Raw genomic sequence first — 25,869 nt, forward strand, 5'->3', positions numbered from 1 at the left:
GTCTGATTTTTACAAATCTTCTATTACGTAGACCAAAGTCTTAATTACTTTGGATGAAAAGCTTAAACCCTTATTGCTGCCAGAACTTGTTAAGCTAGCAATTCCCCTACCCACATCAATGGCTTTTTTTCCTTTAATCAATTCCAAATCATCCATTGAGTGTAATATTTTACTTGAAGGAACAATAATGTGTAAGGTCTCTGCCAAAAATATGGTCAACAATTGATCTGAATCTTGAGTATCAATGATCAATCTTCCTGAATCAGCAATTGCATATTCTGCTTCAATTATTGCATTTTTAGCATTACTGATCTCAAATGACTTTTTGTGCAGGTCAATACTACTCAAGCGTATAAATTCAAACTGAACGTTTTCCTTGCTTGCTGCTTCAATAAATAATTCCTGATCTACTTTAAGAGAGTCATTCCCCAATTGGTTTGAATTCGCTAAAAATGAATCCAAAAGGTCTCTCCTGTTTTCTGTCGAAAATAAATTTTGCTTCTGTGTAAATGTTCTGACTTCCATACCTTTTAGATTTTAATTAAAACTGTCATCTAAAAGGCAAAAGGAATGCCAAAAAATGATTGTAAAAGTTAAGAAAACTCAAGTTTTGTTACACAGTTGATTTACTGCACATTAACAACTAGCTTACACACTATCTATTCATACTAAAAGTGTTCAATTTTGCACACTTAATTCTATGCTTGTGGCAAATTCGCACAATCGGTCCAAATTGCACATTAACTGCCGATTTAAAAGTGTGAATTTTCTCCCCGACTGTGGATTTTTTTCACATTTTAAGAAAGCTTAAAAACACTACAATTTATTCATTCTGCTTCGGAGTGCACTTCTGGTTATTCCCAAATATTCTGCAGTTTTAGATTTATTGTTATCAAACTTTTTTAGAGCCTTTCTTACAATCTCCAATTCCAATTGTTCAATATGAAGTTCATTTTCTGGCAGTATGATTCTTCCTGGAATAAGAGGTTGATCTCCTGCTGCAATCTCTTCATCTTCTGCCTGAAGAAATCTAATGTGCTCAGGTTTTAGTTCGATATCATTATACAAAAGTGTCGCTCTTTCGATGGTATTTTTTAGTTCACGAATATTACCTGGCCAATCGTAATCCTTCAATATCGATTGAGCGTCTTTGCTTATGAACTTGAATTTACGACCGCGCTTTTTGGCATATTGATCCAAAAAGATCTGTGAAAATGATAGAATAGCCTCTTTTCGTTCCTTTAATGCTGGAATGTATAAGCGGCCAGTATTTAAACGATAATACAAATCGCTTCGGAAGGTCTTTTCAGAAACCATTTCTTTTAAATTTCGATTGGTTGCACAAATAATTCGCACATCCAATTCAATGGCCTGACTACCTCCAACACGGTACATTTCTTTTTGCTGCAGAACTCTCAACAGCTTTGGTTGCATATCCAGAGGCATTTCTCCAATTTCATCAAGAAATAATGTGCCTCCTTGTGCCAACTCCAATTTACCTGGTTTACCCTCTTTTTTAGCTCCTGTAAAAGCACCATCGGCATAACCAAACAGTTCACTCTCGAATAAGGTTGGAGAGATTGCCGAACAGTTTATTGAAATGAAAGGCTTCAGCGTATCTGATTCCTGACCAAAATGAACCAATCTTGCCATGACCTCCTTACCAGTACCTGTTTCACCTTCAATCAACACAGGAACCGATCGATCTTCGTGAAATTGCTCTGCCATACGCACAACACCACGCATTGCATCCGAGAATACACCAATTTTACCCACAGAGGTAATCTCTCTAATGGTAGTTTCGTAATAATGAATTCTCTCTGCCTCATCCTTTTTTACCGAAGTAATTTCTCTTTCGAAATTCTCCTTTAAATCCCGATTTTCAGTTTTCAGTCTAATATTTTCAGCAACCCTTTCAATTAGAATTGCCAATTCTTCAATATTAACAGGTTTTAAAAGATAATCATAAGCACCTCCACGTAAGGCTTCTATAGAGGTTTCCATATCACCAAAGCCAGTCATAATCACCACTTCAATAGCTTTACCTTCTTGTGTACTTTTAATTCTCTTCAACAATTCCAAACCAGAAATACCAGGCATTCTCATGTCGGATATTACCATTCGATAATCTTCCGTTTGCATCAATCTTAATGCTTCTTCTCCATTATGGCATAAACTAATCTGATGTCCCAATTGCTCCTCAATAAATTCGGCAACTGCAGCACCACTGGAAATATCATCATCAACAATTAATATCCTCATGATTAATAGCTTTTATATAAAAAACTTACTATTGTAATTTAAATTTAACGATAAAACTTGCACCTCCATCTGCATTGTTATAGTTGGAAATGTCTCCTTGGAATCGATCGATAAAAGATTTTACGATGGCCATTCCCAAACCACTTCCCGATTCAGGTCCTTTGGTGGTAAACAATGGATCATAAATCTTATCTTGAATTTCTTCATCTATTCCTGTTCCATTGTCATGGATTTCAAAAATACCATAATCCTTGTCCTTGCTCAATCTGATTGAAATTCGTTTGGATTCCTTTTTCACCTTATCCAATGAATGAATCGAATTTACAATCAAATTAACAACAATTTGCTCAAACTGGATAAAGTTGGAATGCACTAAGATCTTCTCTGTAGGCAAATCACTTTGTAACTCAATACTGTGATCGTAAACTTGTCTTTCCACCAAAGACAATGCACTATTAACCGCACTTAGCATATCAACGGTCTCACTTTCAATATCCCTTGGTTTCTCCCAAAATTTACGCATGTGCTTGATAATGGAATCTATTCGCTCTGTCCCTTCAGATATGGTCTTAATTTTTCGGGTAAACATTTCAGGTAATTCACCTGGATTTCTTTTTTGCCAGAACAAAACACTATCTGCGGTAATTTTTATTGCATTTAATGGCTGATTGATTTCATGCGTAATTCCCGCTGCCATAACTCCAATAGAGGCCAATCGGGATGACTCTTCCAATAATCGTATGGCATCCAGATTTTTTTGTTCCGCCTCAATTCTTGCCTCCATCAACGAATTTCGCTCCCATGCATTGGCAATCATATTAACAGTACTAAAAAAGATAGAAATTTCATCTCTTGTCCATTTGTATTGCTGATTTTGAGAAAACCCCATTAGGCCAAGTACCTTTTTCTCAACAACAACAGGCAATATTACCACAGATTTGATATTTCTTTTGCGATAGAATTCTCTTGCCTTATCACCTAAATTAGAAAGGTCATTCGATACAATACTCCTGTGTTTTTGCAAACGTGCAATAACATCCTCCAATTCCGAAAAATAGAACTGGTCAACATCTTTTATATTTTTCCCTTTGGTAGATATTCTACTTTTAATTTTTACAGCAAAGTCATCAGATGATTGAATCGAATAAAGACTAATTCTGGCTACATTCAATTCTTCTGTCATCAATTTTAGAACATCATCTAAAACATGTTTAAAATCGGCGGAAGCATTCAGTAGACGTCCAATTATACCCAACAATCGCTCATGCTTGACTGATATTTTTAACCTTTCTTTCTCTTTGATCAAAGCTCGTTCAGCTCTTATTCTTCTGATGATTGCTCTTGATAGAACTACAATAATAAGGGTAGAAATAGATATGATTCCCAGAACAATATGAACCCACTCCTTGTGTTCACTATAGAACGACCGAGGAGAATTTCGAAGAAATGTTCCCTTTGGCAAAACGTCATCATCAATATTGAAGCGTTTTATTTCATTGTAGTTTACAACATATTGGTCCAATGGTTCTCGGTAAATAGGAATTGAATCAATGGGTGTTCCATTCAGAATGTCATCCACCATTTTGGCAGCCATCTCTCCCTGAAAACTTCCTTTTACAATTTTCCCTCCTATTACACCATCGTTAACATAGAATGACCAAACAATATAAACGGGAACCTTACTGGCAGGAATTAAAAGGTCCAGGTTATCCTGAAAGCTAATAAACTTCCCTTCCTTATCCTTATTAAAAGTAAGTAGCAAAATAGATGTATCCCCCCGCACTTTTTTAACATCCGTAACCAATTCATCCATGGTTTTATCTTCGTAATAGATAAACTCCAGTTGATCTCTATACTTTTTTTGTACATCTACCATAGACAACTTGTTGAGCTTTCCCGTTGTAGTAATATTATCATTGACTACAACAAGTTGTTTGGTATTGGGCCTTGTCTTTAAAATAAGATCAATTACTCCATCCCAGTCCACTTCCTCGGCAACACCTGTTATATTTTGCATTCCTTCAATCATTTCATCTTTAAAATGATTAATCCCACAAAAAACTATTGGTGTATTCTTAAAGTATTTGTCCCCATTATTTCGAACGAAAGAGAGAGCATTATTGTCGGAAACAATAATAGCATCATATTTTTCCTTCATCAGCTTCAAATCATACAATTCAATTAGCTTCTCAAGGTATTCGGGAGATGGGTTCCTTTTGGTATCAAGATACTCGTAATCAAGCTCGTATTTATTCCCAACGGAATCCATAACAGATTGAATACCTAGGTTTACATTATCGGTCCAACGCAAACCTTGATGATAAGAATGAAGAACTAGTATTTTTTTCCTGCCATTGGAATAAGCAATAATTGAACTAAACAGAAAAAAAATGATTAATAAATTGCGTAAACACCTCATATCATATTTGATTGATAAGAAATACATGCCCAATATAAGGGAAATATCAACATTTTAGGCACTTCCTAAGATGTTACGCAGAAGATTTAAAGAGGTTATCAAACAGCAATCGTAAAAATAAATTTACTTCCCTTGCCCAATTCACTTTCAACTTTTATTTCACCTCCATGTCTCTCAACAAACTCTTTACACAAAATTAAGCCAAGTCCGGTTCCTGTCTCATTTTCTGTTCCGTTCTTAGTGACCTTCTCGTCAATCTTAAACAGTTTGCTAATGTTCTCTGGCGTAATCCCTATTCCATTATCCGCTACGGTAATTTCAATAAACTGACCTACAACTTGCGAGCTTACTTTAATCTCACCTCCTCGAGGTGTGAATTTTATTGCATTGCTCACCAAATTTCGCACAACTGTATCGATCATGTTTTCATCAACAAAAGCCTTAAGGTTTTCATCAATCTCTGCTGATAAACGAATCTCTTTGTTCTCTGCACTTCCTGTTAGCAAATTGACAACTTCATTGACCAAATTCCATAGATCAACCTCTTTAGGTTTAAATTTGATATTGCCCGTTTGCATTCGGGCCCACTCCAAAAGGTTTTCCAATAATTTATATCCCCTTCTGGCTGATTGATTAATAATTTCATGAAAATTATGAAGTTGTTCCTTACCAAGTTCATTAGAACTATTCACCAGAAAATCAGAAGCTCCAATCAATGAAGCAAATGGATTCTTTAAATCATGTGCAATAATGGAAAAGAATTTATCTTTGGTCGCATTCAAACGTTCCAGTTCTTTTCTTTGCCTTTCGATCATCACCTTCTGACTAGTCAGTTCTTCCTCCAACTGATCTTTCACCATCATACGTTTTCTAATATTCTGCAAAGGAATCAGAACCGTATCAATAATTTTAATATTGAATTTGATCTCAACTTCTCTCAAATTGGCTTGCGTACACAGTAACAACACACTATCAACCTTAGCCCTAGCCGAGGCCGAACGTGTATCCGTATCAATTAATGCGTACTCCCCAAAACTTCTGGTCTCGTCTAATTCAATAAAAATGTGGTCCTCATCATGAATTTGTACACATCCTTCTGCAATTACATAAACTGCTCCTCCCGGATCACCTATGGTAAAAATGCAGTCACCTGCGGGCACATTCTTAATTTCTACAATTTCAGACAGGTAAGCAAAAACTTTGTCATCCTGCTCCGCCAGGAAATCTAATTTTCTTAACAATGAAATCTTGCTCTCAGAAGGTAAAATCATTTTAGGTCGTGGTTTGATCGACTACAAATTTATCTCTTTATCGTTCAAATAAATAAAATCTGAAAAATAAAGACAAAAAAAACTGCTGAAATTATCAGCAGTTTCAATTCTTTTATATGATCTAATTAGAACAATTTAAATCCTAATGTTACATTAAACATCTTGTTCTTCTTTAGGAACTCTGATGAAACATCACTTAATCCAAACTCATAATCTACATCTAAAGTCAATTTCCAAACATCAACACCCGCTCCTACTTTTGCATTCCAAACAGCACCTTTCAAATCTTCATCTTCAAATCGTTGCTTCAAAGCTGAAGAAAAGCTATCATCAATATTAAATGATGCAACAGGTCCAGCAAATGCTCTTAATTTAAAAGCAGGAAGTTTTACAAGCTTGTAACCTAATAGCATAGGAATATCCATGCTCTTAGTTTTAACGTCTCCACTAACTCCACTAACAACAACTTCACTTTTTCTAGATACATAGTTCAATTCTGGCTGTAGATACCATTTGTTCAAATTAATTCTTAAAAAGGCACCTAACATCATTCCATTATCAGCCTTATCTTTAACTTCTGATACCGATGGCATTTTCGTATCCATTTTAGTACTTACCAAACCTGCATGTAAACCAAAATTTACAGGAGACGACAACTGTGCGAACAATGCAGAACTGAACAAACAGATTACTGCTAATAAGATTAATTTCTTCATAGTTAAATTATTTTCAATTTTTAGAAACACTAATTTAAGAGTTTTTTTAACATTAATCATTAATTTAAAATTATTAATGCCTTAAAGTAATGCATTCACTACAAAATAAACCGAATAAACACAAAAAAACCCGACTCAAAGCCGGGTTTAATATTTTGTTATGATAGGATTACAATCCCAATTTCTTTTTCATTTCTTTCGACAATGCATCCTTGTGAATCATGAAAGACATGGTTTTGTATGCTACAAATGGGAATGATGCATAAAAGTATCCGTTGTACTTGTTGCTATCATCAGCCCATGAGTTCTTCACAATAAAGTATTTGTTATCTTTTTGATCTTTTGCAATACCTACAATGTGCATACCGTGATCATCAGTAGTTGTGTAGTTATCGTATGCAATTTGACGCAATTCCTGAGTAATTTCTTTCTCTTTAACCGGACCTGCATCACCGCTTAATTTAGCTGCTTTTTCAGTTTTTGAAAGAGATTCCCATTTTGAAATTTCAGAATCTGTCATGTTTTTAGTTTCAGTTTCAGGAACAATAGCGATACCTTTTCTGTACATGAAACCTTTTTCACTTACGTCAGAAGCCCAACCAATGGTATAACCATCCATGATTGCTTTCTCCATGATTTCCATCATTTCATTCAATGGCACATTGTAAACTTCATCCCACAACCAGTTATCTGGCACTTCAATAATGAATTTTTCATAGAATGGGTGGTGAGTGTATGATGAAATCTCGATATAATCATCAGCATTCACACCTACAAAATCCTTAGCAAATGACTTTGGAGTATACTCTTTTCCTTCGTACTCGAATTTCTCTGGCTTCTCTCCCAAATAAGAATCTAGAATTCCATCGAAACCTTTGTGCCAAACTGGAGTTAATCTTTTGTTTCTGTTCTTGATTACAGCAGTAACGTAGTCATTCAAAACAGCATCCAATTCACCATGTGTATGTCCTGATTCACCATAGTTTAATCCTTCGTAAACTCCCTCTGGTACAATACCATAGTTTTTCAACACATAAGTAACATCGTGGAATGCTCCACCGCCACCAAAGTTGAAGTTCCCATGCATTCTAACATGTCTTTTCGCTTTATCTGAATAGCAGTTGTATACTACGAACATTTCAGACAAATCTACTTCTGGCTTACCCATTCTAATCATTTCTGACTCGATGAATGACAAACCTGAGAATGACCAACATGTTCCTGATCTGTGCTGATCTTTTACAGATGTTGCAGGTAATCTTTTGATATCAGAAAACTGATATGCTTCTTTTTTCTTCTCATCCTTTTTAACACCAGCAGTAGCAGAAAATGCCAACCCTGCTGCCAAAAGTCCAACGCTTAAGAATTTTAGTTTCATTTGTTAATAATTTTGTGTTCACATGGAAAACAACTCCATAAAATCAATTCATCCCCTATAGTACTATTGATCAATTGATCATGAACATTTATGTATTTTGTTATAAATGTATTCAAACGCTTGCAAATTTAGCAAAAGCAAAACCTTAAACAAGAACTATTGTCAGTTTAACACATGTTTTAGATAAACCCGTTATTTTTCTGGTTTTCCCTAATAAAAAAGAGAGTATGCAGAAACATACTCTCTTTTTATATGATGTATTCGGAGTGAATTATCCCATCACAATTTGTTTGCCCAACACTCCTTTTTTCTCCATCAGATCAATACAGGAATCTACAATATCCTCATCACGCAGCTTCTTTGAATTGTATATCACATCGAAAACAGTTGTTGACAATGGTTCCTTGTTAAAGTAATTTCTCAGAATCTCTCTTTTCTTGTCAATTTCTTCTGCATACTTAAGCATCTCTTCCATACTTAGCTTATAAATTTTCTGCAGCTGAGAAGCCCTCCATTCCAAAGGAGCATGCAATTTTACATGAAAGGATCTTTCAATATCATTGGTTAGTACCACACCTCCCCTACCAATAATAATACAGTTGCCTTTGCATGCAAACGACCTTACCACTTCTGCAATTGTCTTTTTAATTTTTCTATCACTTTGATAATACTTACTCGATAGAGCTGCCAGAATTTCATCCCATGTTGACTTTTCCATAGAATTAAAAACGTATTCAATTTTAGCGGGATCCAAATTTAATTCCTTTGCCGATCGCTCAAGAATTTCCTTGGTCAAAACAGTCCATCTCTTTCCGGTTTTTGCACTTAACTTTGCTGCCAGGCTATTGGCAATGTTAATTGCTGTGCATCCGCACTCACGAGAGATGGTAACAACAGGTCCTTCACAAAACATCTCCTTTTTAGGATCGATAATTTTTGATTCATACCTTTTTTCCATGTACTTTAACAAAATATTGTCCATATCCACCTCCTAATTAGTTAGTTTATCTCTTTATAATTTAAGATTTTTTAAGAACATATAAAAATGAAATGGCTCGGTTCTTGTTATATAGAGTGATTATTTAAAAGAAGGTTTTTTTATTTTTATAAATTTGTAATTCATAATTCAAGCTCACCAAAAAAGAATACAATGCGCAATAGATTTGTTCAGCTTATTATCACTCTGATTATATTATCCTGTCCCATAGTTTTAAAGGCACAATTAAACACCAACAACATTTTCGATAAAGGTAGAAGTGCAATTTATTTCGATGACTACACCGAAGCAATCAACAAATTCAACGACATCATCAGGGTAAAACCTTATTTACCTGAACCCTATTTCTTCCGAGGATTGGCAAAATCTCACCTTGAAGATTACAATGGAGCAATTGTTGATTATACCAAAGCGATTGAACTGAATCCCAATTACACTTTTGCTTTTCTGTACAGGGGAGTTGCTAAAAATGCACTTAAACAATTCCAGAATGCGATTATAGATTTCGATAAGGCCATGCTTCTTAAACCCAATATGGCAGACATCTATTTTAGCAAGGGAAATAGCTTACTATCCTTAAAACAATACAAAAGTGCAGAGGAAAACTTTAACAAAGCCATTCAAATTGATCCGGAAATATTGGGCGTTTATTTAAATCGATCCATCGCACGTGAAAACCTGGATGATATAGATGGCGCAATAAAAGACTGCAACAAAGCCATTCAATTGAATAACTTTTCGGCTCACGCCTTTGGAAACAGAGGGTATCTGAAATTCAAAAAAGAAGATTACGACGAAGCCATAAAAGATTACAACCGTGCTTTAAAACTTGAACCGGAGAACACAAGAGTTCTTATGGCAAGAGCTTTCGCAAATTACCGCTTGAAAGATTTAAAGGGCACCATGGAAGATTACAACAAAGTACTTGAAATTGATCCCAACAATGCTCACTGCTACTACAACAGAGCCTTGTTAAAATCCGAAATTGGAGACTACAATTCTGCTATTGATGATTTCAACAATGTTTTGGAAATGAATCCCGACAACATGTTAATCTATTTCAACAGAGGATTTGTAAAGACCGACATTGGAGATCTGTATGGTGCCATGGCCGATTTTAGTACTGCCATTCGAATCTATCCTGATTTTGCCAAAGCCTATCTAGCCAGGGCATCCGTAAAGCGTGATTTAAATGATGAGCAAGGTGCCATGAAAGATAGACACCAGGCATTACAGATTATCGACAGGTACAAGAAAATGAAAAACGAGGGCAAAATGTCTGCATTCGTTGATACAACAGAAAACTTTCAGCGTTTGATTGACTTGAACTCCAGAGAATCATTTACTGAAGAGGTGATTAAAGGACGAGTTCAGGATAAACGCGTAAGCATCGAATTGGAAGAGAACTTTCACATCACACACTTAAGCATGGATAGCTTGCGTGCAGGAAAGATTCAATACTACGATCAAACGATCATGAAATACAATCAGCAGCACAATTACAGTCCTGCATTCACCATTTCCAATCACATAAGAAGATATCCAAAATCATTGATTGAAAAGCAGATTGCAGCTGCGCAGAATCAAATTCAATCCAATTCGGCCAAAGCATACTTCCACAGGGGAACCTATCAGCTGATGGACAAGAAATACAACAATGCCATAGATGACTTTAACAAAGCTTTGGCGAAAGATAAAAACCAGATTTTTGCATATTTCAATCGCGCCAACGCATTGGTGGCGATGACCGATTACATTCAATCCATTGGAACTGGAAATGAATCGGTGGTTAGCTTAAAACCAGATGATAAAAAAGATAAAAACGAAGTAATTATTGATTACTCCAGCGCAATTAAAGATTACAGCAAGGTGATTCAACTGGACCCAAGCTTCGGTTTTGCAATTTTCAACAGGGCGAATGCATATGCCAAGTCTAAACAATTCAAGAAAGCCATTGCCGATTATGATTGGGCCTTACAATTGGATCCTAACTTTAAAGAAGCATATTACAATCGTGGGCTAATTTATCTTTTCCTAAACGATAAAACATTGGCATACGAAGATTTGAGCAAGGCTGGTGAGCTTGGATTAATTGATGCATACAATGTGATCAAACGATACTGTAACAAACAAGATTAGAAGACTTTGAATTAGTATTTTAATTTTGTGATTATTCAAAGTTTCCTATTAAAAATTATCCTGATATCAGGATAGAATGATAAAATAAATGACACCAAATCAACCTTTAGCTGAACGCCTGCGTCCAAAAGATTTAAGCAATTATCTTGGACAAAAACATTTGGTTGGCGAAAAAGCCGTACTGCGTAAAATGATAGAATCAGGAAACATCTCCTCTTTCATTTTGTGGGGACCTCCTGGAGTTGGTAAAACCACTCTGGCAAAAATCATTGCGAATCAGCTGAATCGTCCGTTCTATACTTTATCGGCAGTTAACTCTGGTGTTAAGGATGTTCGAGAAGTGATTGCCAAAGCAGAGAGCCAAAGGTTTTTCTCTTCTCCTAACCCGATTCTGTTTATCGATGAGATTCATCGATTTAGCAAATCGCAACAAGATTCATTGTTAGGTGCAGTTGAGAATGGAACTGTAACCTTAATTGGTGCTACTACCGAAAACCCTTCCTTCGAGGTAATTTCTCCACTTCTTTCAAGATGCCAGGTTTACGTACTTAAAGCACAGGAAAAAGAAGAGTTGGAACACTTGATCGATCATGCGATTGAGAACGATAGCTACCTAAAAGAAAGAAACATCAGCGTCAAAGAAAAGGATGCGCTGCTAAAGTTTTCGGGTGGTGATGCAAGAAAACTCTTAAATATTCTTGAACTGGTAATCAATTCACAAACCAGTGATGAGATCATCATCACCAATGAATTGGTGACCAAGGAGCTTCAGGAAAATCCATCGATGTACGACAAAGATGGAGAGCAACATTACGACATTGCCTCGGCAATGATCAAATCCATCAGAGGTAGTGATCCTGATGCAGCTGTGTATTGGTTGGCACGAATGTTGGAAGGTGGTGAGGATCCAAAATTTATTGCCCGTCGACTGGTAATTTCATCCAGCGAAGATATTGGATTGGCCAATCCCAATGCCTTATTGCTTGCCAATGCATGCTTTCAGGCCGTTAACCTGGTTGGAATGCCCGAATCCAGAATCATTTTATCGGAAACTGCCATTTACCTTGCTACATCGCCAAAAAGTAATGCTTCCTACCTTGCAATAGGCAAAGCGCAAGCATTGGTAAGAGAAACAGGTAATTTGTCTGTACCTTTACATTTGAGAAATGCGCCTACCAAATTGATGAAGAATTTGGACTACGGAAAGAACTACAAATACTCACACGATTATCCGGGTAACTTTGTAGAACAGGATTATTTACCCAAAGAAATTAAAAATCAACGCTTGTATATCCCACAACAAAATGCTCAAGAAGCAAAAATTTGGGAGAGATTAAAAAATTGGTGGAAGAATAGATTCTAAAATTGCTTACTTTTGCCATTAAATAAAACCGAAAATCATGATTAAAAATATTCCAAATATTAAACATACCGATAGTGGTAACTTCTTTCTTTTAGCTGGTCCTTGCGCAATTGAGGGCGAAGAGATTGCCATGAGAATTGCCGAAAGAGTTGTTGAAATCACCAACAAACTTGAAATTCCTTACATCTTTAAGGGATCATACCGCAAAGCCAACCGTTCAAGATTGGATTCTTTTGCAGGTATTGGTGACGAAAAAGCACTAAAAATCCTTAAGAAAGTAAGTGATACTTTCGGAGTTCCAACCGTTACTGATATCCACAATCCTGAAGAAGCTGCCATTGCTGCTGAGTATGTAGATGTATTGCAGATTCCAGCATTCCTATGTCGTCAGACAGATCTTTTGGTAGCTGCTGCAAAAACAGGTAAGGTTGTCAACATCAAAAAAGGACAATTTTTGGCTGCTGAATCTATGAAGTTTGCTGTAAACAAAGTTCGTGAATCAGGTAACGATCAAGTGGTGCTTACCGATAGAGGAAACATGTTTGGATACCAGGATATGATTGTTGATTACAGGGGTATTCCGGTAATGCAAGAAAACAATTGCCCTGTGGTTTTGGATATCACTCACTCTTTGCAGCAGCCAAACCAGGCTGGTGGTGTAACCGGTGGACGTCCTGAACTAATCGAAACAGTTGCCAAGGCAGGTATTGCAGTTGGTGCTGATGGTATTTTCATCGAAACGCATCCTGATCCTGCAAATGCAAAGTCAGATGGTGCAAACATGCTACACTTGGATTATTTGGAAGATCTACTTACAAAATTGGTTGCAATTCGAAAAACAATCAATCAGTTCTAATATCGAAATCATTAAGAAATTCCCATAGGGTCCTGAGAGTATCACTTCAAGTGATGCTCTCTGTTGTTTTATACAGGGTATTAATGATTGATACCCATCATCTTGAACTCTTCTCTTTATACACCAATTATCAAAAATATAATTTGAAAGAGAATAATAGATATAATCTTTAAATTCTAAATTCTCCCCTAGAAGTGCAGAGCTGTTAAGTTCAATATACACATATAACTTTCTTGTTTTTTAATACAAATTCTATCTCTTTAAATCATTTTAAAAAAATCGCCACAAAGTGGCAGTTTAGTTCAGCCTCAAGGCAACGCCTTAGGTAATTTATTTAAGGCAAGTGAACGTCCTGAAAGGACAGTTTAATATTAAATTGCCCTTTCAGGACGCTTTTAACAATGATTTATTATCCTGAGGCCTTGCCTCAGGCTGAACTAAATTAGGCTTTCAGCCTGATATATAATGCATTTTGTATAAAACAAAAGATCCGACCAAGGCCGGATCTTTCTTTTTACACAAAATTACCTATTACTAATATTGCTCACGCTTCACATATGAGGTGTGAAGTAATTTGTGAGATTTATGACTCAAAGGTTCCTCTAAGAAATCTTTGTATATCTGAACGATTTCAGGATTTTCATGTGACTTTCTGATTGGAAGATCACAATCTTCAGCATATATGGCTTCCATACGTTTCATACGTACCTCATCATCTACTGGATAAGGCTGACCACCACCTCCCAGACAACCTCCAGGACAAGCCATTATTTCTAAAAAGTGATAAAATCTTTCACCCTTCTTGATGTCATCCATCAATCGATGTGCATTTTCCAATCCATTGGTAATTGCACACTTCAGCTCAACTCCCTCAAGGAATTTCCAATCATCAACAGTTCCTTCAATCTTAATGCTCGCCTCTTTCACACCATCCAGACCACGAACAGGAAGAATTTCCAGATTTTCGAATGGAACTTCGCGACCCGTTATAATTTCGTAGGCTGTACGAAGAGCCGCTTCCATTACTCCACCGGTTGCACCAAATATGACACCAGCACCCGATCCTGTTCCCATGATGGAATCAAAGGATTCATCGTTTAGTTTTTCAAACTCAATACCCGCTTGACGAATCATTACAGCAAGTTCTCTGGTAGTCAATACAAAATCAACATCCTTGTAACCGCTATCCTTCATCTCAGGACGGTTGGCCTCATATTTCTTTGCCGTACAAGGCATGATGGAAACAGAAATAATATTTTGAGGATCTACTCCAATATTCTTCGCATAATAAGTCTTTGCCAAAGCACCAAACATCTGCTGAGGCGATTTACAAGTAGACAGGTTAGGAAGATATTCCGGGTATTTGTGCTCGATGTACTTCACCCATCCTGGAGAACAAGAGGTTGCCATAGGCAATGCAACATCAGGATCATCCTCTACCAATGCACGCTTCAATCTGGTCAACAACTCGGTTCCTTCCTCCATAATGGTAAGGTCAGCAGTAAAATCAGTATCCAATACCGAATCAAAACCCAAACGACGAAGTGCAGAAACCATTTTACCTGTTACTCTGCTACCTGCCCCAAATCCAAGTTCTTCACCTAAACCGATGCGAACTGCAGGAGCTGTTTGCACCACAACGTGTGTATCAGGATCAGCAATGGCATCCCAAACTTTCTCTACATAGGATTTCTCAACCAAAGCACCCGTTGGACAGTGAACGATACACTGACCACAGTTGGTACAAACCACCTCGTCCAATGCGCGATCAAAAACGGTTGAGATCTTCATCTCAGAACCTTTGTGAGCTACTGCAATGGCCCCAACACTTTGAATTTCGGCACATGTGCGTACACATCTCTGGCAACGAATACATTTCGAGTCATCTTTCTCCAAGGCCGGAGAAATTCTATCAACTGTATAATTTTTATCAGGAACCAAATCAATAAAATCCTGGTTGGTAATCTGATATTCTGCTGCCAATTCCTGCAATTCACAATGTCCGTTGCGATAACACTTGGTACACTCTTCGTTGTGTTCAGTAAGCAATAATTCGATAATGTGCTTACGACAGTTACGAACCTTAAGTGTATTTGTATTAATTTCCATGCCTTCGGAAACAGGCATAGCACAAGATGCTACAAGTTTATTATTTCCAACCTGTTCTACCACACAAACACGACAGTTACCTGCAACGCATAAATCTTTGTGATAGCATAATGTTGGTATTTTGATATGGAGTTTTTCAGCTGCTTCAAGAATGGTTTGTCCCTCTTCTACACTTACAGCTATTCCATTGATTGTTAAATTTACCATGTTTGACATATCAAATTTCTTTTTAATGGTTTAAAATAAATTGGAATTAGCTCTTTCTTAGTAAATCATTTCCTCACGGAAATTTTCTACAATAGAAGAGAATGAATTTGCCACAGACTGGCCCAAACCACATTTAGCTGTCAACTTCATCGTATCGGTAAGCTTAAGCAATTTGTCTAAATAAGAGGCTGGCTTCTCACCGCGCTTCACGGCTTTAATGCCTTTTAGTAGTTGCTGACAGCCCACTCTACATGGAGTACATTGTCCGCATGATTCCTCCTCGAAGAAATCCAGATAGTTGTTCAATACATTGTACATGGAACGAGAAGAGTTGAAAATCATCATCGACCCTCCTGTAGGCAATGAAATACCCGTTAACTTTCCTTGATAACCAATGGAAGTCTTTCCAAATCGTTTACGTGGCACAAGGAAACCAGAGGCTCCACCCACCTGAACTGCTTTGGTGTCACCATCACCAAAATCGTCAACGAAATCCTGAACCGACATTCCCAGCTCCAATTCATAGATGCCTGGAATTGGCGTATCACCCGAAACCGAGAACACCTTCGATCCACGAGAATCTTTCACACCCAGTTCACGGAATTTCTTCGCTCCATACTTTAATATGGTATAGGAATGTGCCAATGTCTCCACATTGTTGATTACCGTTGGCTTGTTCATATAACCAATTTCGGTTGGGAAAGGAGGCTTATTTCTAGGCTCCCCACGCTTTCCTTCCATAGATTCAAACAGAGCACTCTCCTCACCACAGATGTATGCTCCACTTCCCATGAAAATTTCAACACGGAAATCCAATCCCAATTCGTCTAATATATCGTGAAATCTTCTCAATTCCTTTTTCAGATTTGGAACCAAGAATTTGTATTCTCCTCTTAAATAAATGTAGCCTTTTCTTGCACCAATAATTTTAGCACAAACCGCCATACCGGATAGAACTTTATGAGGAACTCGGGTTAAGATTTCCCTGTCCTTAAAGGTTCCCGGTTCGCCTTCGTCGGCATTACAAATCACAAATTTTTCATCTACTTTTTGCTCGGCAGTCAATTTCCATTTTAGTCCTGTTGGAAATCCTGCTCCCCCTCTACCCTTGAGACCGGAATTCACCATCTCATTGATTACTTCCTGATTGGACCTTGCCAATGCATTTCTAAGAATCTCTTTACAATCTTGCTCGTTTTTAAAGATAAGATCGATTCTATGAAGTTGTTTTTTAGTTGTTGTCATACCAAAGGGTATTTAGATTGTTAGTTTTGCTTTATCTAATACTAGCTTAGTTTTCTTCGCGATATTCTCTTAAAATATCCACCACCGATTCTGGTGTAAGCTCCGTATAAACATCGTCGTTCACCAGCATGGCAGGCGCCTTATGACACCATCCCAAACAGTTGGTCTGAAGAATGGTAAACTTTTTATCTACCGTGGTTTCACCAACCTTAATCTTTAAGAAGTTCTCAATTGCCTGTATAATTTGATTTTTGCCTTTCATGGCACAGGTAATTGTTTTGCATACTCGAATTACATACTTGCCTCTTGGATCTGTGTCGAGGAAGGAATAGAAGGTAGCCGTTCCGTAAACATCAGCAGCAGGTATGCTCATTTCTTTGGCAATCTTCAAAATTGCCTCTTCCGATAGGAATCTTTCCTGATCAATCACTCCCTGAAGAATGGGAAGCAAATTTTCGCGATCAGTACCATGCTTGGCAACTAAATCATGCACTAATTTTTCTTGAAAATCCATACACTGTAGGTTTTAGGGTTAATATTAATAGAGTAACACCGATTATTTAATGACTTTAGCTTTTAGTTCACCAACTCCTAAAAGCCATTCATTAATATATCGGCATTATACCACCACCAACTTCTTAGTATAAATGGCATAACACTATGAATATAAAAAAATTAAAGAAATATTTCTCTATTTATTTAAAAAACCTTAACAGTCAATTCATTACCAAAACAAACAATAATAAAGCTTAACTTAAGAAATCCATAACTCTCCAACATCAGCAAACAAAAGGCTTCTGGAAGATTTGTATCTATAATAATTTTTCAATACGTTCAACATAAAGTGTCGCAAAACATATGTAATTTGTATTTAGACTCCTTTTAAACTATGATAAACATGACAAAAGTCATAAAGAAAGCCTTCGATAATTATCCGAAGGCTTTCTTTATGAATACTTTAAGTTTTTTAGCTTCTGAAATTTGTTTCTAATTCGTTTAGTTATCAAATACCAGTTGATGCAATTATTCTACTTCTGAATCGTGCATCAATTTTTATCACCTTCAGCAATCAGTTGAAAAACGGTCTCAAGTTCCGGATCCTGCTTATTTAGAACATATTGATAATATATTTCACCCCCAAGTTCTATGTCGGGATTGACTTTTAACTCAGGTACTTTTTCATAAAGTTCATCGGAAAAGTTCACGACCATTAACGGAACTTTCACTTTAAATCCCGTATGAGGCATTTGATAAGTAATATTGGTACCTGCCGTAATTGAATGGTGAGATCCTCCAATTTGTTCTCCGATGATGACACCACGTTTCTCCCCCTTAAACAAAGCTGTAAAGTAAGATGATGCGGAACAAGTATAACCTCCTACCAACAAATATACATTTCCCCGAAAAGCATGTTTGTTTGGTAACATTTCCTGCTCTTTAATAGCTTCAGAGAAAAAACTTGATTCGCCCTTTTCAAAATTTGAACGATAAGCATTCATAAAATCCGCTATATCTTCTTCTCCCTTACATTCTTTATCATCCAACTTTATAATATATTCCTCTTGTGGCAATAAGAAGTCTGGAATTTCAAGTCGAGCATGCTGTACAAACTTATTTTTAGCGATATAAGAGTATAAAAGTCCGGGATTGTGGATTTCCCCACCTCCATTATGCCTTAGGTCAATTATGAGGTTCTCAGCTCCAAGCTTACCAACTTCTTTAAATATTTTTTTGAAGCACTTATCAAACTTAGCCTTCTTATTACTAAATCTTTCAAACCTCCCCAAATTAGAATTCTCATCCCAACTAAAGCTATTCAGCTGAAAGTAATATGCTTTGTGCTTGGGATAATATTTGGTATTAATGAAGTTTTTCAAAGAATCTCTATTCAATGGATAAACAAGCAGCTCATTTAGTTGCTTCACGCATTCGCTTCGATCCAACCCATCAATCTTCTTTTTTAAGTTTATTTCCGGGGCAGATGGTTCTGAATAGGCAACAGAATAAGATCGCGTGAAAGGCTTTTTTATACAATAGTCAATGGAAAATTGCCATTCTATTCTTCTTTTCGAGAGATTACCTGAATCCGTTGAGATCATTCTTAAAACCGAATCGATAGCTTGACCATTAATGGAATGGATGATACTGGCATAGGGCAACATTCCTCTCTTTCCATTCACCACCACACGATCTTTCAAGATTTTTATGGGCAAAGGAAACAGTTTTGCTTCTTTAAGCAGAGGAGTCAAAACATCTTCATCAATCTGAATGCTAGCATGCTCATCGAACTGGGTGGGCAGATCCAATTCAGCCAGGAAATTAAAATACTCCAGGCTAGTCATAGCCTTACCCTCAATGGTACTTTTCTTTTCTTCTATCAGCTTAGAAATTTGGTTTCTCTCCTCCTTACTCAATTTTGGAGAAATTCCAATAACAATATCTCCCAGTATTTCCAGCTCTTCCTGTAACAATTTGGAATCAATTTTATCCTGTCCAAAAAGCTGATTAGACAGTAACAACAAGCCAGCTACTGCCAACAATAATATTCTCATGAAATGATCTTCTTATTAATTACTATTAACTCTTGCCAATGATTTTGTAGTACCCATTACTTTAAGCGATATTCTTGGTTAGCTCCTGAACCATCAGTCTCTATCCCTTCATAAGCCATTTCCAGCAATTCTATTGCAACTTCATCTCCCTCTTCCTTTAAATCCGTGCCCGTAATCTTAGTTGGCCAGGCATTATGCAATTTTCAACTCATTGCCGGTTCACCACTTTCATCCAACAAACGAATGAGCACAGTACATTTATTCATGGTATTCATTTTAATGGAATCATACCATTTAAAAAAGTTGTCAGTTTTTGTAAAAATCCCTTTTTTCAAGCTTACATTCGCAGATTGCAAACCTCCTTCACTAGCAAGATCTAATCCTGCAACTTCTTGAAATTTTGCTTCAACACCTGACTCCAGCTTTACTTCAAAGTAGAACTTAGGCAATGGCCAAGAGGCACTTGTTTTATCTTCTGACATTCTTCTATTCTTAATTGATTGGCATTCTTTTTACTTACCATTTACATGGATTGATTTTAACAAACGAAGTGAGTGTACCATTAATGTTTTATAAACTCTAAATATCCAGTAAGCCACAAGAAAGGATTCTTGCGGCAACGGGGGGTTAGGGCCAGTACTTCTTTATTGATTCATAGATGACTGTTGCTATAATACTACCAATAATTGACAATCCGAAAGCAAATGAAACACTTTCTGTTATGCTTTTATCCTTAAAAATATTGAAAAATAAAAAACTCCCCGAAAGAAGAATTACTGCTAAAACTGCTAAAACTGTCCAAAATTTCCTTCGAAAAAATGTCATATTTACATAACTATCAAAATTATCTTTGGCATAGTTAAGTGCTTTCACTCCATTTTGAATGCCATAAATCGGATAGTCTTCTGAAGGTATTTGTCTTCTGCATTTAAAAGCTCCTAAATATTTTCCACTATAAGATTGACGTTTCAGCAAATTTTCAAAACCTACAGAAAGTAATTTTGATAGCTTCAATTTATAGAAAATGTTAAGCTCCTTTTTTAATTTATCGTCATTAATAAGTAAAGCTGTATAGAATATAATTGCATCGATAAAAGTTTCATGGTGAATTAGATTCTTTTTGAAGACTTTCTTGTCGGAATTAACAAATTGTGCATATTCATCAAAATAATCTGAGTTATTAATCTTATCGGGAGTGTAAACGTTTTTATTATTTAGTAGCCATTTCACCGCTTTGATAAGATTATCTTTGTGTAAATCATAATCTGAACTTAAAAAGAATGATAATGCACTACAAGTATGAGCAATACTTTCAAATTCCCCACGCTGTCTGGAAAAACCTCCTTTAGCGGACTGAGACACTAGAAGTTCCTCTGATGCTTCTTCAATTAACAATTTAATTAATCTTAGATTCTCATTTTGAACACTGTCATGGTCTTTTATCTTGTCATAAACAAGCTGAAGTGTGTTTAACACGCTGACAGTGGCAGAAGTCGTTGATATTACACTAGCTTTATTATTAAATCTTTCAATACCTGTATATGACCAAGCTTTATTTGCCCTATTTTCACTTAGCCAATTGATTGATTGATTGATATAATTAAGACGATTTTTTAAGGGACCTAATTCGTACCTATCAAGTATTGGTTTGTCAATAATTGGATTTTCTGATAAAAAGTCTAGACGTATTAATGCATTAATTGCAAAACTTGTATCATTTATTATCCCTTCGAGCTGTATATCTTCTTTGCTATCGACAATAATAAATGATGGCCAAGAACCATCTGTATTTCTCATAAACAAAAGAGAATTGGCTCCTTCATTTATTATTTTTTTCGTGTCAGGATTAATATTTTGTGAAAAAAGTATTTGAGTAGATATTAGACCCATTGCGGTTGCACAGGTGTCAATAAGGTCATCATGAAAAGGGACATCAGGCTCTGAATCTGTGAATAAAAAAAGAGGCCAAAACGAAGTAGTGTTCTTTTCTATAGTTGTTGTTCCTTTTGTTGAGTGTAGAACAACCTTAGACATATTAATAGCCTTTTCAATTCTTGTTTGTAATGATTTTTTATTTTCCATAACTACTTAATAGAATTATGGAAAATATTTTCAATAATATCACTTGTCAATTCCACAGGTGCAGTAGCCATGTCTGGATTTTGAGATTCCTCAGTCAGTTTATACATATCAACTTTTTTTGCACGTAATATTTCTAAATCTTCGGTGATATTAACGTCTAATTTTTCCAAGAACCACTCATATTGTGCAATAATATCCTTTGGAAATGATTTGTGAAGTGGGGTGATAAGTTTTACCAATTCATCTTCAAGCAATTTAAGCTTTGGTAGTTTAATTGATTTATAATAAGATAATATACCTTTCGCAACAATTGTTTGAGCTACCCCGTGATGTATATTGTATCGACCACTTAGAGGGTCGGATAAAGCATGTATAGCACCTACACCAGAATTCGAAACGCCTAAAAGACTATCTAGTGCAGATAATGCTACGTAGGATTTAGCTTTTAAATCATCTGGCTGTTTCGATAACGCAGGTAGGTATAGTATGCTATTCTTAATAGCTTCTAATGCAAATTTGTCTGAAAATGGATTAGAATTTTTAGCCAGATATGCTTCTAATCCTTGGAAAAATGCATCGATACCAACTTTTGAAATTGTTGACCTTTCAGAACAAGTCATAACACTTATGTCATAAATCGAAGCAAACGGGAATAAAAATGGGCTAAATATTATATGTTTCTGTAAATTTAATCTCACAAGGGAAGCTGGTGAAATTTCTGCTCCAGTACCTGTAATTGTTGGAATGGTAATTAATGGTAATAACTCATTTTTAATACCTGGGACACTATGTTTTCCTGTAACTGTATAGTCAATTAATTTATCTTCATGTGATAAAGATAAATTAATCGCTTTTGCAGCATCATGAACACTCCCTCCTCCAATAGAAATTATCAAATCAGATTTGGATTCCTTTAGCTTAGTGGCACCCGATTTAATAATTTCTTCTGTTGGATTTGTGGTCACGCCTTCAAAAACAGTAAAGGATATATTATGGCTTGTTAGAAGCTTTTGTAACCTTTCTAGTGTCCCAGAAGCTTGATTGCTTTTAGAACCACAAATAATTAATACCTTATTCCCAAACGGAGTAATTAGATTTGAGATTTCATCGATTTTATTTTCTCCGAAAATAATTCTTGTTGGAAAATTGTAGTGAAATTCTATCATAATATCAATATTTTAAAGTAAGTGGACATTCATTATTACATCTCATGCAGCCAGGTTCAAATTTATCAGATTCGTTTTCTAGAAAAAGTCCTTGATTTGTAACACATGTTTTATTATATGAGCGAGTCAAGGCTACATTTTTATCAATTTGAGCATATTCAGGAAATAAACTAATATTAACGGAATGTGCAGCAACTCTAGCCGATTTTAATCCTTCAATAATTGATTCAAAATTCGGCACGTTGCCAGTGTGTTCTTCTCTTGTTACTGAATGGAAAACTTTTGCAACTCCCTGCATGCCAAGATGAGATGCTCCAATTGCAGAAGCTACATGGTCAAAAGAGATGGAAGCATCTGTTGGTATAGGACCTAACGGCATAAAGGGCACTTTTATTTTTTTAATAATATCACCATATTCTTGAATTTGACTTAGTCTAATATGGCCAACACCTTCCATCATCGTATCAACACCTCTTTCTCTCGCTTTTGACACAAATTCCGATTGAAGTTTAGTTTCCTCAATATGTACTTCATCTAAAGCCTCAAAAATATTAGACGGACGAAAGGTAGTACCAATACTAATAGCCATATTGTGTTTTTTCAATATTTCTAAAATGGAGTCAAAATTCTTTGAAATAATATTTTCGTTTCTTTGGTTAATTTTGTTATCTGATAATATTATGCCTCCACCTCTTGCGGTCGTTGGTAAAACTCTAGTTTTTTTTGCAATCTCAAGTAGTTTTTCGTTTGCTGTAGGATGTAGTGTTACAAAACTAACTCCAAATTCAGCCATCTCGTGAAGTCTTTCTAAAAACTCCGTTTCACATATTCCTTTTTCGGAATCATATGACAAATAATGAGGAAGAGTTCCGACTGGTCCTGAAAACGTATTGACAATTGTTTTCCAAAAAGGTTTTTTCAGTTTTACAATTGTATGATCCATAATTATGTCGGGTGAATATGGCAATTGTTCAAGCTTATCCAGCTTATTTATCTCATTTTGGTGATTTGAAATCTCCGAAACACCAATATTTGTAGCAACTTTGACTAGAAAGCCTTCGCCAACACAAACGTTATTTCCTTTTCCTTTAAGAAAGGTTGTATATGGATTCTTTATTTTTTCCTGAAACTCTTTCTGAGTATAGATTCCTGTTTTGATTTCTATCATATGCTTCTTACTCCTATTTCGTCAGTTTGTATTGGCCCTAACGGTTAGTGTATGCGTAGTAGCCCTGTGTTGCGCCTGCGGCAGGGCTATTACGTATGACACATTGTTGGCAACCGTATTTATACTAATACTCCATTTAATTGTTCTTCTAATTCTTCAATTGTATTCCATTCTGTACAGTTTATAGCAGTTGGTAAAGAATGGTCGATTAAAGACTGTAAAAGAGTTTCGACATTATTAAATTTCTCTTCATCAGACTCCAATGTTCTCAGGGCATTATATGGTTTTTCACTATCAATCTCCTCTCCAAAATATGCCTCTTCAAAATTAGGTAGTGAAGCTAATAACCTAACAGATGTATCTGCAGTTTTAGCTTGAACAGCTGCTAAAATATTTCTATTATTACCCCAAGCAGGATTAGCCATTTCACGACCAGTTTTTGTTATAATTCTAGGACTATCACTATCATGTAATACTGAATATTGAGAACCAAAATGATTTAGTACTTTAACCAGTGATACTATTGTAGCTTTACCTCTAGCTCTAATAATATGGACATCTTTGTATTGTTCTGGCTTTCTATTTTTTATATAACTAAACGCTGTGTATTCTGTATCGCCTTCTACAACAATAACTTTACCTCCAAAGAAAAATTCTGCTACATATGGGTCACAGATATTTAATAACTTCAAATTCTTTTTATCATCATCATCAAGTTTTGCTTTTTCAGGTCTAAATACTGTAGTACCAGTAATTTCACCAGTTGAAGTTTTTTCAACCTTAATAATTGTTGTGTTATCTTTCGAGAAATCAATAAATATAGGAGAATGAGTAGTTACCATAACTTGCCATTTCCCCGAATTAGGTAAATCATACAATACATTACACGCCTCTCTAATTGCTGTAGGGTGCAAACATATCTCTGGCTCGTCTATTAATAACAAATGAGGCCTTTTTATAGCAGTGTCAGATTTTGCCTTTTCATTATTTTCGGATATAAATTTTATTGCAGTCCATAGTAAAGTTCTTCTTGCTCCGCTACCTTGTCTATCAACTGTTGACAAATATCCGTCATTGGGACCCATTAACAACTGAGTGTCTGCTTTAAATAAATTAATCGTCTTATCTAAGTCATCTTCAGGTTTAGCATCAAAGTCAATCTTATAATTAGGGAATATCTTTTCAACTACATCTGTTAACTCACTATTCACGGCATCTATCTGTTCTTGTGCTTCAGAAACAATTTTCGTTTGAAGCTCTTTTACCTTAGTGAGTAATTTTTGATAATCATTTTCTTCTCCATCCGCTTCTTCAGAACCATTTTTCAAGTTCTTTACTCTCTCATTTAATGCTTGCATCAATAAAGCTTTTATTGCCTTTGCCTGTTCTTCTGGGGAATCAAAAGCATCAACCTTATGAGGTTCAGGTCTTCTTGTGTTTGCAACATTAGGAGCACCCCAAGGTACATTTTCACTCCAATCTCCTTCCGAAACATCAAACCCTTCCCTTTTTGGCTTTCCAGGGGCTTCCCATATCCATCTTTCACGAACTAACATTTCGCCATTCTCAAGTGTTTGTATCCACCTATCACCGGGTGTGTTATCGTAAACAATTGTATGCAGCTCTATTTCAGGTAAATTTTCAGTATCGATAACATTATTAGGAAAATCCTCTATTTTTAAATCTGCATTTTTAGACCCTTGTGACATTGCAAGTTCATATGCTTTAAGTATTGAACTTTTTCCAACATTATTAGCACCAACTAAAACTACAATTTCATCTAGTTCTAATTCAACTGGGGTTGAGCCAATGCAACGATAATTTCTAATTATTAGTTTTGTTAGTCTAGGATTTTCAATTTCAGGATTTTCTGATATTAACGAAACTTGTGCTACTTTTTTCTTTGCCATTTAATTATTATTTAGGGTTACTCCTTATA

General features: G+C 35.9%; 18 protein-coding genes and 1 pseudogene. 3 read left to right on the plus strand and 16 right to left on the minus strand.

The window, feature by feature from the left end:
- Positions 1–9: 9 nt before the first annotated feature.
- The 7 genes from DF185_RS10650 to DF185_RS10680 all read right to left on the minus strand — a co-directional run bounded on the left by DF185_RS10650 (position 10) and on the right by DF185_RS10680 (position 9,028).
- Positions 10–525, minus strand: a complete 516-nt coding sequence (locus DF185_RS10650) for an LUD domain-containing protein (protein WP_110360732.1) — start codon at positions 523–525, stop codon at positions 10–12.
- Between the two features lie 291 nt (positions 526–816).
- Entirely contained in the window at positions 817–2,262 is a 1,446-nt protein-coding gene (locus tag DF185_RS10655; protein ID WP_110360733.1) for a sigma-54-dependent transcriptional regulator, read from the minus strand.
- 28 nt (positions 2,263–2,290) lie between these two features.
- A complete protein-coding gene (locus DF185_RS10660; protein WP_165836006.1) occupies positions 2,291–4,681 on the minus strand; it encodes an ABC transporter substrate binding protein in 2,391 nt (796 codons plus the stop codon).
- A 98-nt stretch (positions 4,682–4,779) separates the two neighbouring features.
- Complete coding sequence (locus tag DF185_RS10665; protein ID WP_110360735.1) at positions 4,780–5,952, minus strand: ATP-binding protein; 1,173 nt, start codon at positions 5,950–5,952, stop codon at positions 4,780–4,782.
- 125 nt (positions 5,953–6,077) lie between these two features.
- A complete protein-coding gene (locus tag DF185_RS10670) occupies positions 6,078–6,668 on the minus strand; it encodes a porin family protein (RefSeq protein WP_165836007.1) in 591 nt (196 codons plus the stop codon).
- 169 nt (positions 6,669–6,837) lie between these two features.
- The gene (locus DF185_RS10675) at positions 6,838–8,046 is read right to left on the minus strand and encodes a C1 family peptidase (RefSeq protein ID WP_110360737.1); all 1,209 of its coding nucleotides are present in this window, start codon (positions 8,044–8,046) and stop codon (positions 6,838–6,840) included.
- A gap of 271 nt (positions 8,047–8,317) precedes the next feature.
- Complete coding sequence (locus DF185_RS10680; protein ID WP_110360738.1) at positions 8,318–9,028, minus strand: cytidylate kinase-like family protein; 711 nt, start codon at positions 9,026–9,028, stop codon at positions 8,318–8,320.
- A 168-nt stretch (positions 9,029–9,196) separates the two neighbouring features.
- Between DF185_RS10680 and DF185_RS10685 the strand changes: the two genes are divergently transcribed.
- From DF185_RS10685 to kdsA, 3 genes are all read left to right on the plus strand, one after another.
- Positions 9,197–11,182 carry a tetratricopeptide repeat protein gene (locus DF185_RS10685; protein ID WP_110360739.1) on the plus strand — a complete coding sequence of 662 codons (1,986 nt, stop codon included), beginning with the start codon at positions 9,197–9,199 and terminating at the stop codon, positions 11,180–11,182.
- Between the two features lie 88 nt (positions 11,183–11,270).
- Entirely contained in the window at positions 11,271–12,545 is a 1,275-nt protein-coding gene (locus tag DF185_RS10690; RefSeq protein ID WP_110360740.1) for a replication-associated recombination protein A, read from the plus strand.
- A gap of 37 nt (positions 12,546–12,582) precedes the next feature.
- The gene (kdsA, locus tag DF185_RS10695; protein WP_165836008.1) at positions 12,583–13,401 is read left to right on the plus strand and encodes a 3-deoxy-8-phosphooctulonate synthase; all 819 of its coding nucleotides are present in this window, start codon (positions 12,583–12,585) and stop codon (positions 13,399–13,401) included.
- A gap of 534 nt (positions 13,402–13,935) precedes the next feature.
- On the opposite strand, the gene DF185_RS10700 is transcribed toward kdsA, so the two are convergent.
- The 9 genes and pseudogenes from DF185_RS10700 to DF185_RS10740 form a co-directional block, all read right to left on the minus strand.
- Complete coding sequence (locus tag DF185_RS10700; RefSeq protein ID WP_110360742.1) at positions 13,936–15,726, minus strand: NADH-dependent [FeFe] hydrogenase, group A6; 1,791 nt, start codon at positions 15,724–15,726, stop codon at positions 13,936–13,938.
- A gap of 48 nt (positions 15,727–15,774) precedes the next feature.
- Positions 15,775–16,962, minus strand: coding sequence for an NADH-ubiquinone oxidoreductase-F iron-sulfur binding region domain-containing protein (locus tag DF185_RS10705; RefSeq protein WP_110360743.1), 1,188 nt, complete (start codon positions 16,960–16,962; stop codon positions 15,775–15,777).
- Positions 16,963–17,008: 46 nt separating this feature from the next.
- Complete coding sequence (gene nuoE, locus DF185_RS10710; protein ID WP_110360744.1) at positions 17,009–17,476, minus strand: NADH-quinone oxidoreductase subunit NuoE; 468 nt, start codon at positions 17,474–17,476, stop codon at positions 17,009–17,011.
- Positions 17,477–18,008: 532 nt separating this feature from the next.
- Positions 18,009–19,514, minus strand: coding sequence for a S41 family peptidase (locus DF185_RS10715; protein WP_110360745.1), 1,506 nt, complete (start codon positions 19,512–19,514; stop codon positions 18,009–18,011).
- 56 nt (positions 19,515–19,570) lie between these two features.
- Positions 19,571–19,996 (minus strand): annotated as a pseudogene (locus DF185_RS10720) (phage tail protein).
- Positions 19,997–20,141: 145 nt separating this feature from the next.
- Entirely contained in the window at positions 20,142–21,596 is a 1,455-nt protein-coding gene (locus tag DF185_RS10725; protein WP_110360746.1) for a prenyltransferase/squalene oxidase repeat-containing protein, read from the minus strand.
- Positions 21,597–21,598: 2 nt separating this feature from the next.
- A complete protein-coding gene (locus tag DF185_RS10730) occupies positions 21,599–22,762 on the minus strand; it encodes an iron-containing alcohol dehydrogenase family protein (protein WP_110360747.1) in 1,164 nt (387 codons plus the stop codon).
- A 4-nt stretch (positions 22,763–22,766) separates the two neighbouring features.
- A complete protein-coding gene (locus tag DF185_RS10735; protein ID WP_110360748.1) occupies positions 22,767–23,930 on the minus strand; it encodes a phosphomethylpyrimidine synthase ThiC in 1,164 nt (387 codons plus the stop codon).
- 119 nt (positions 23,931–24,049) lie between these two features.
- Positions 24,050–25,840: an ATP-dependent nuclease gene (locus DF185_RS10740; RefSeq protein ID WP_110360749.1), complete on the minus strand. Its 1,791-nt coding sequence runs from the start codon at positions 25,838–25,840 to the stop codon at positions 24,050–24,052.
- Between the last annotated feature and the right edge of the window lie 29 nt (positions 25,841–25,869).

The organism is Marinifilum breve (assembly GCF_003202155.1).
Lineage (GTDB): Bacteria > Bacteroidota > Bacteroidia > Bacteroidales > Marinifilaceae > Marinifilum > Marinifilum breve.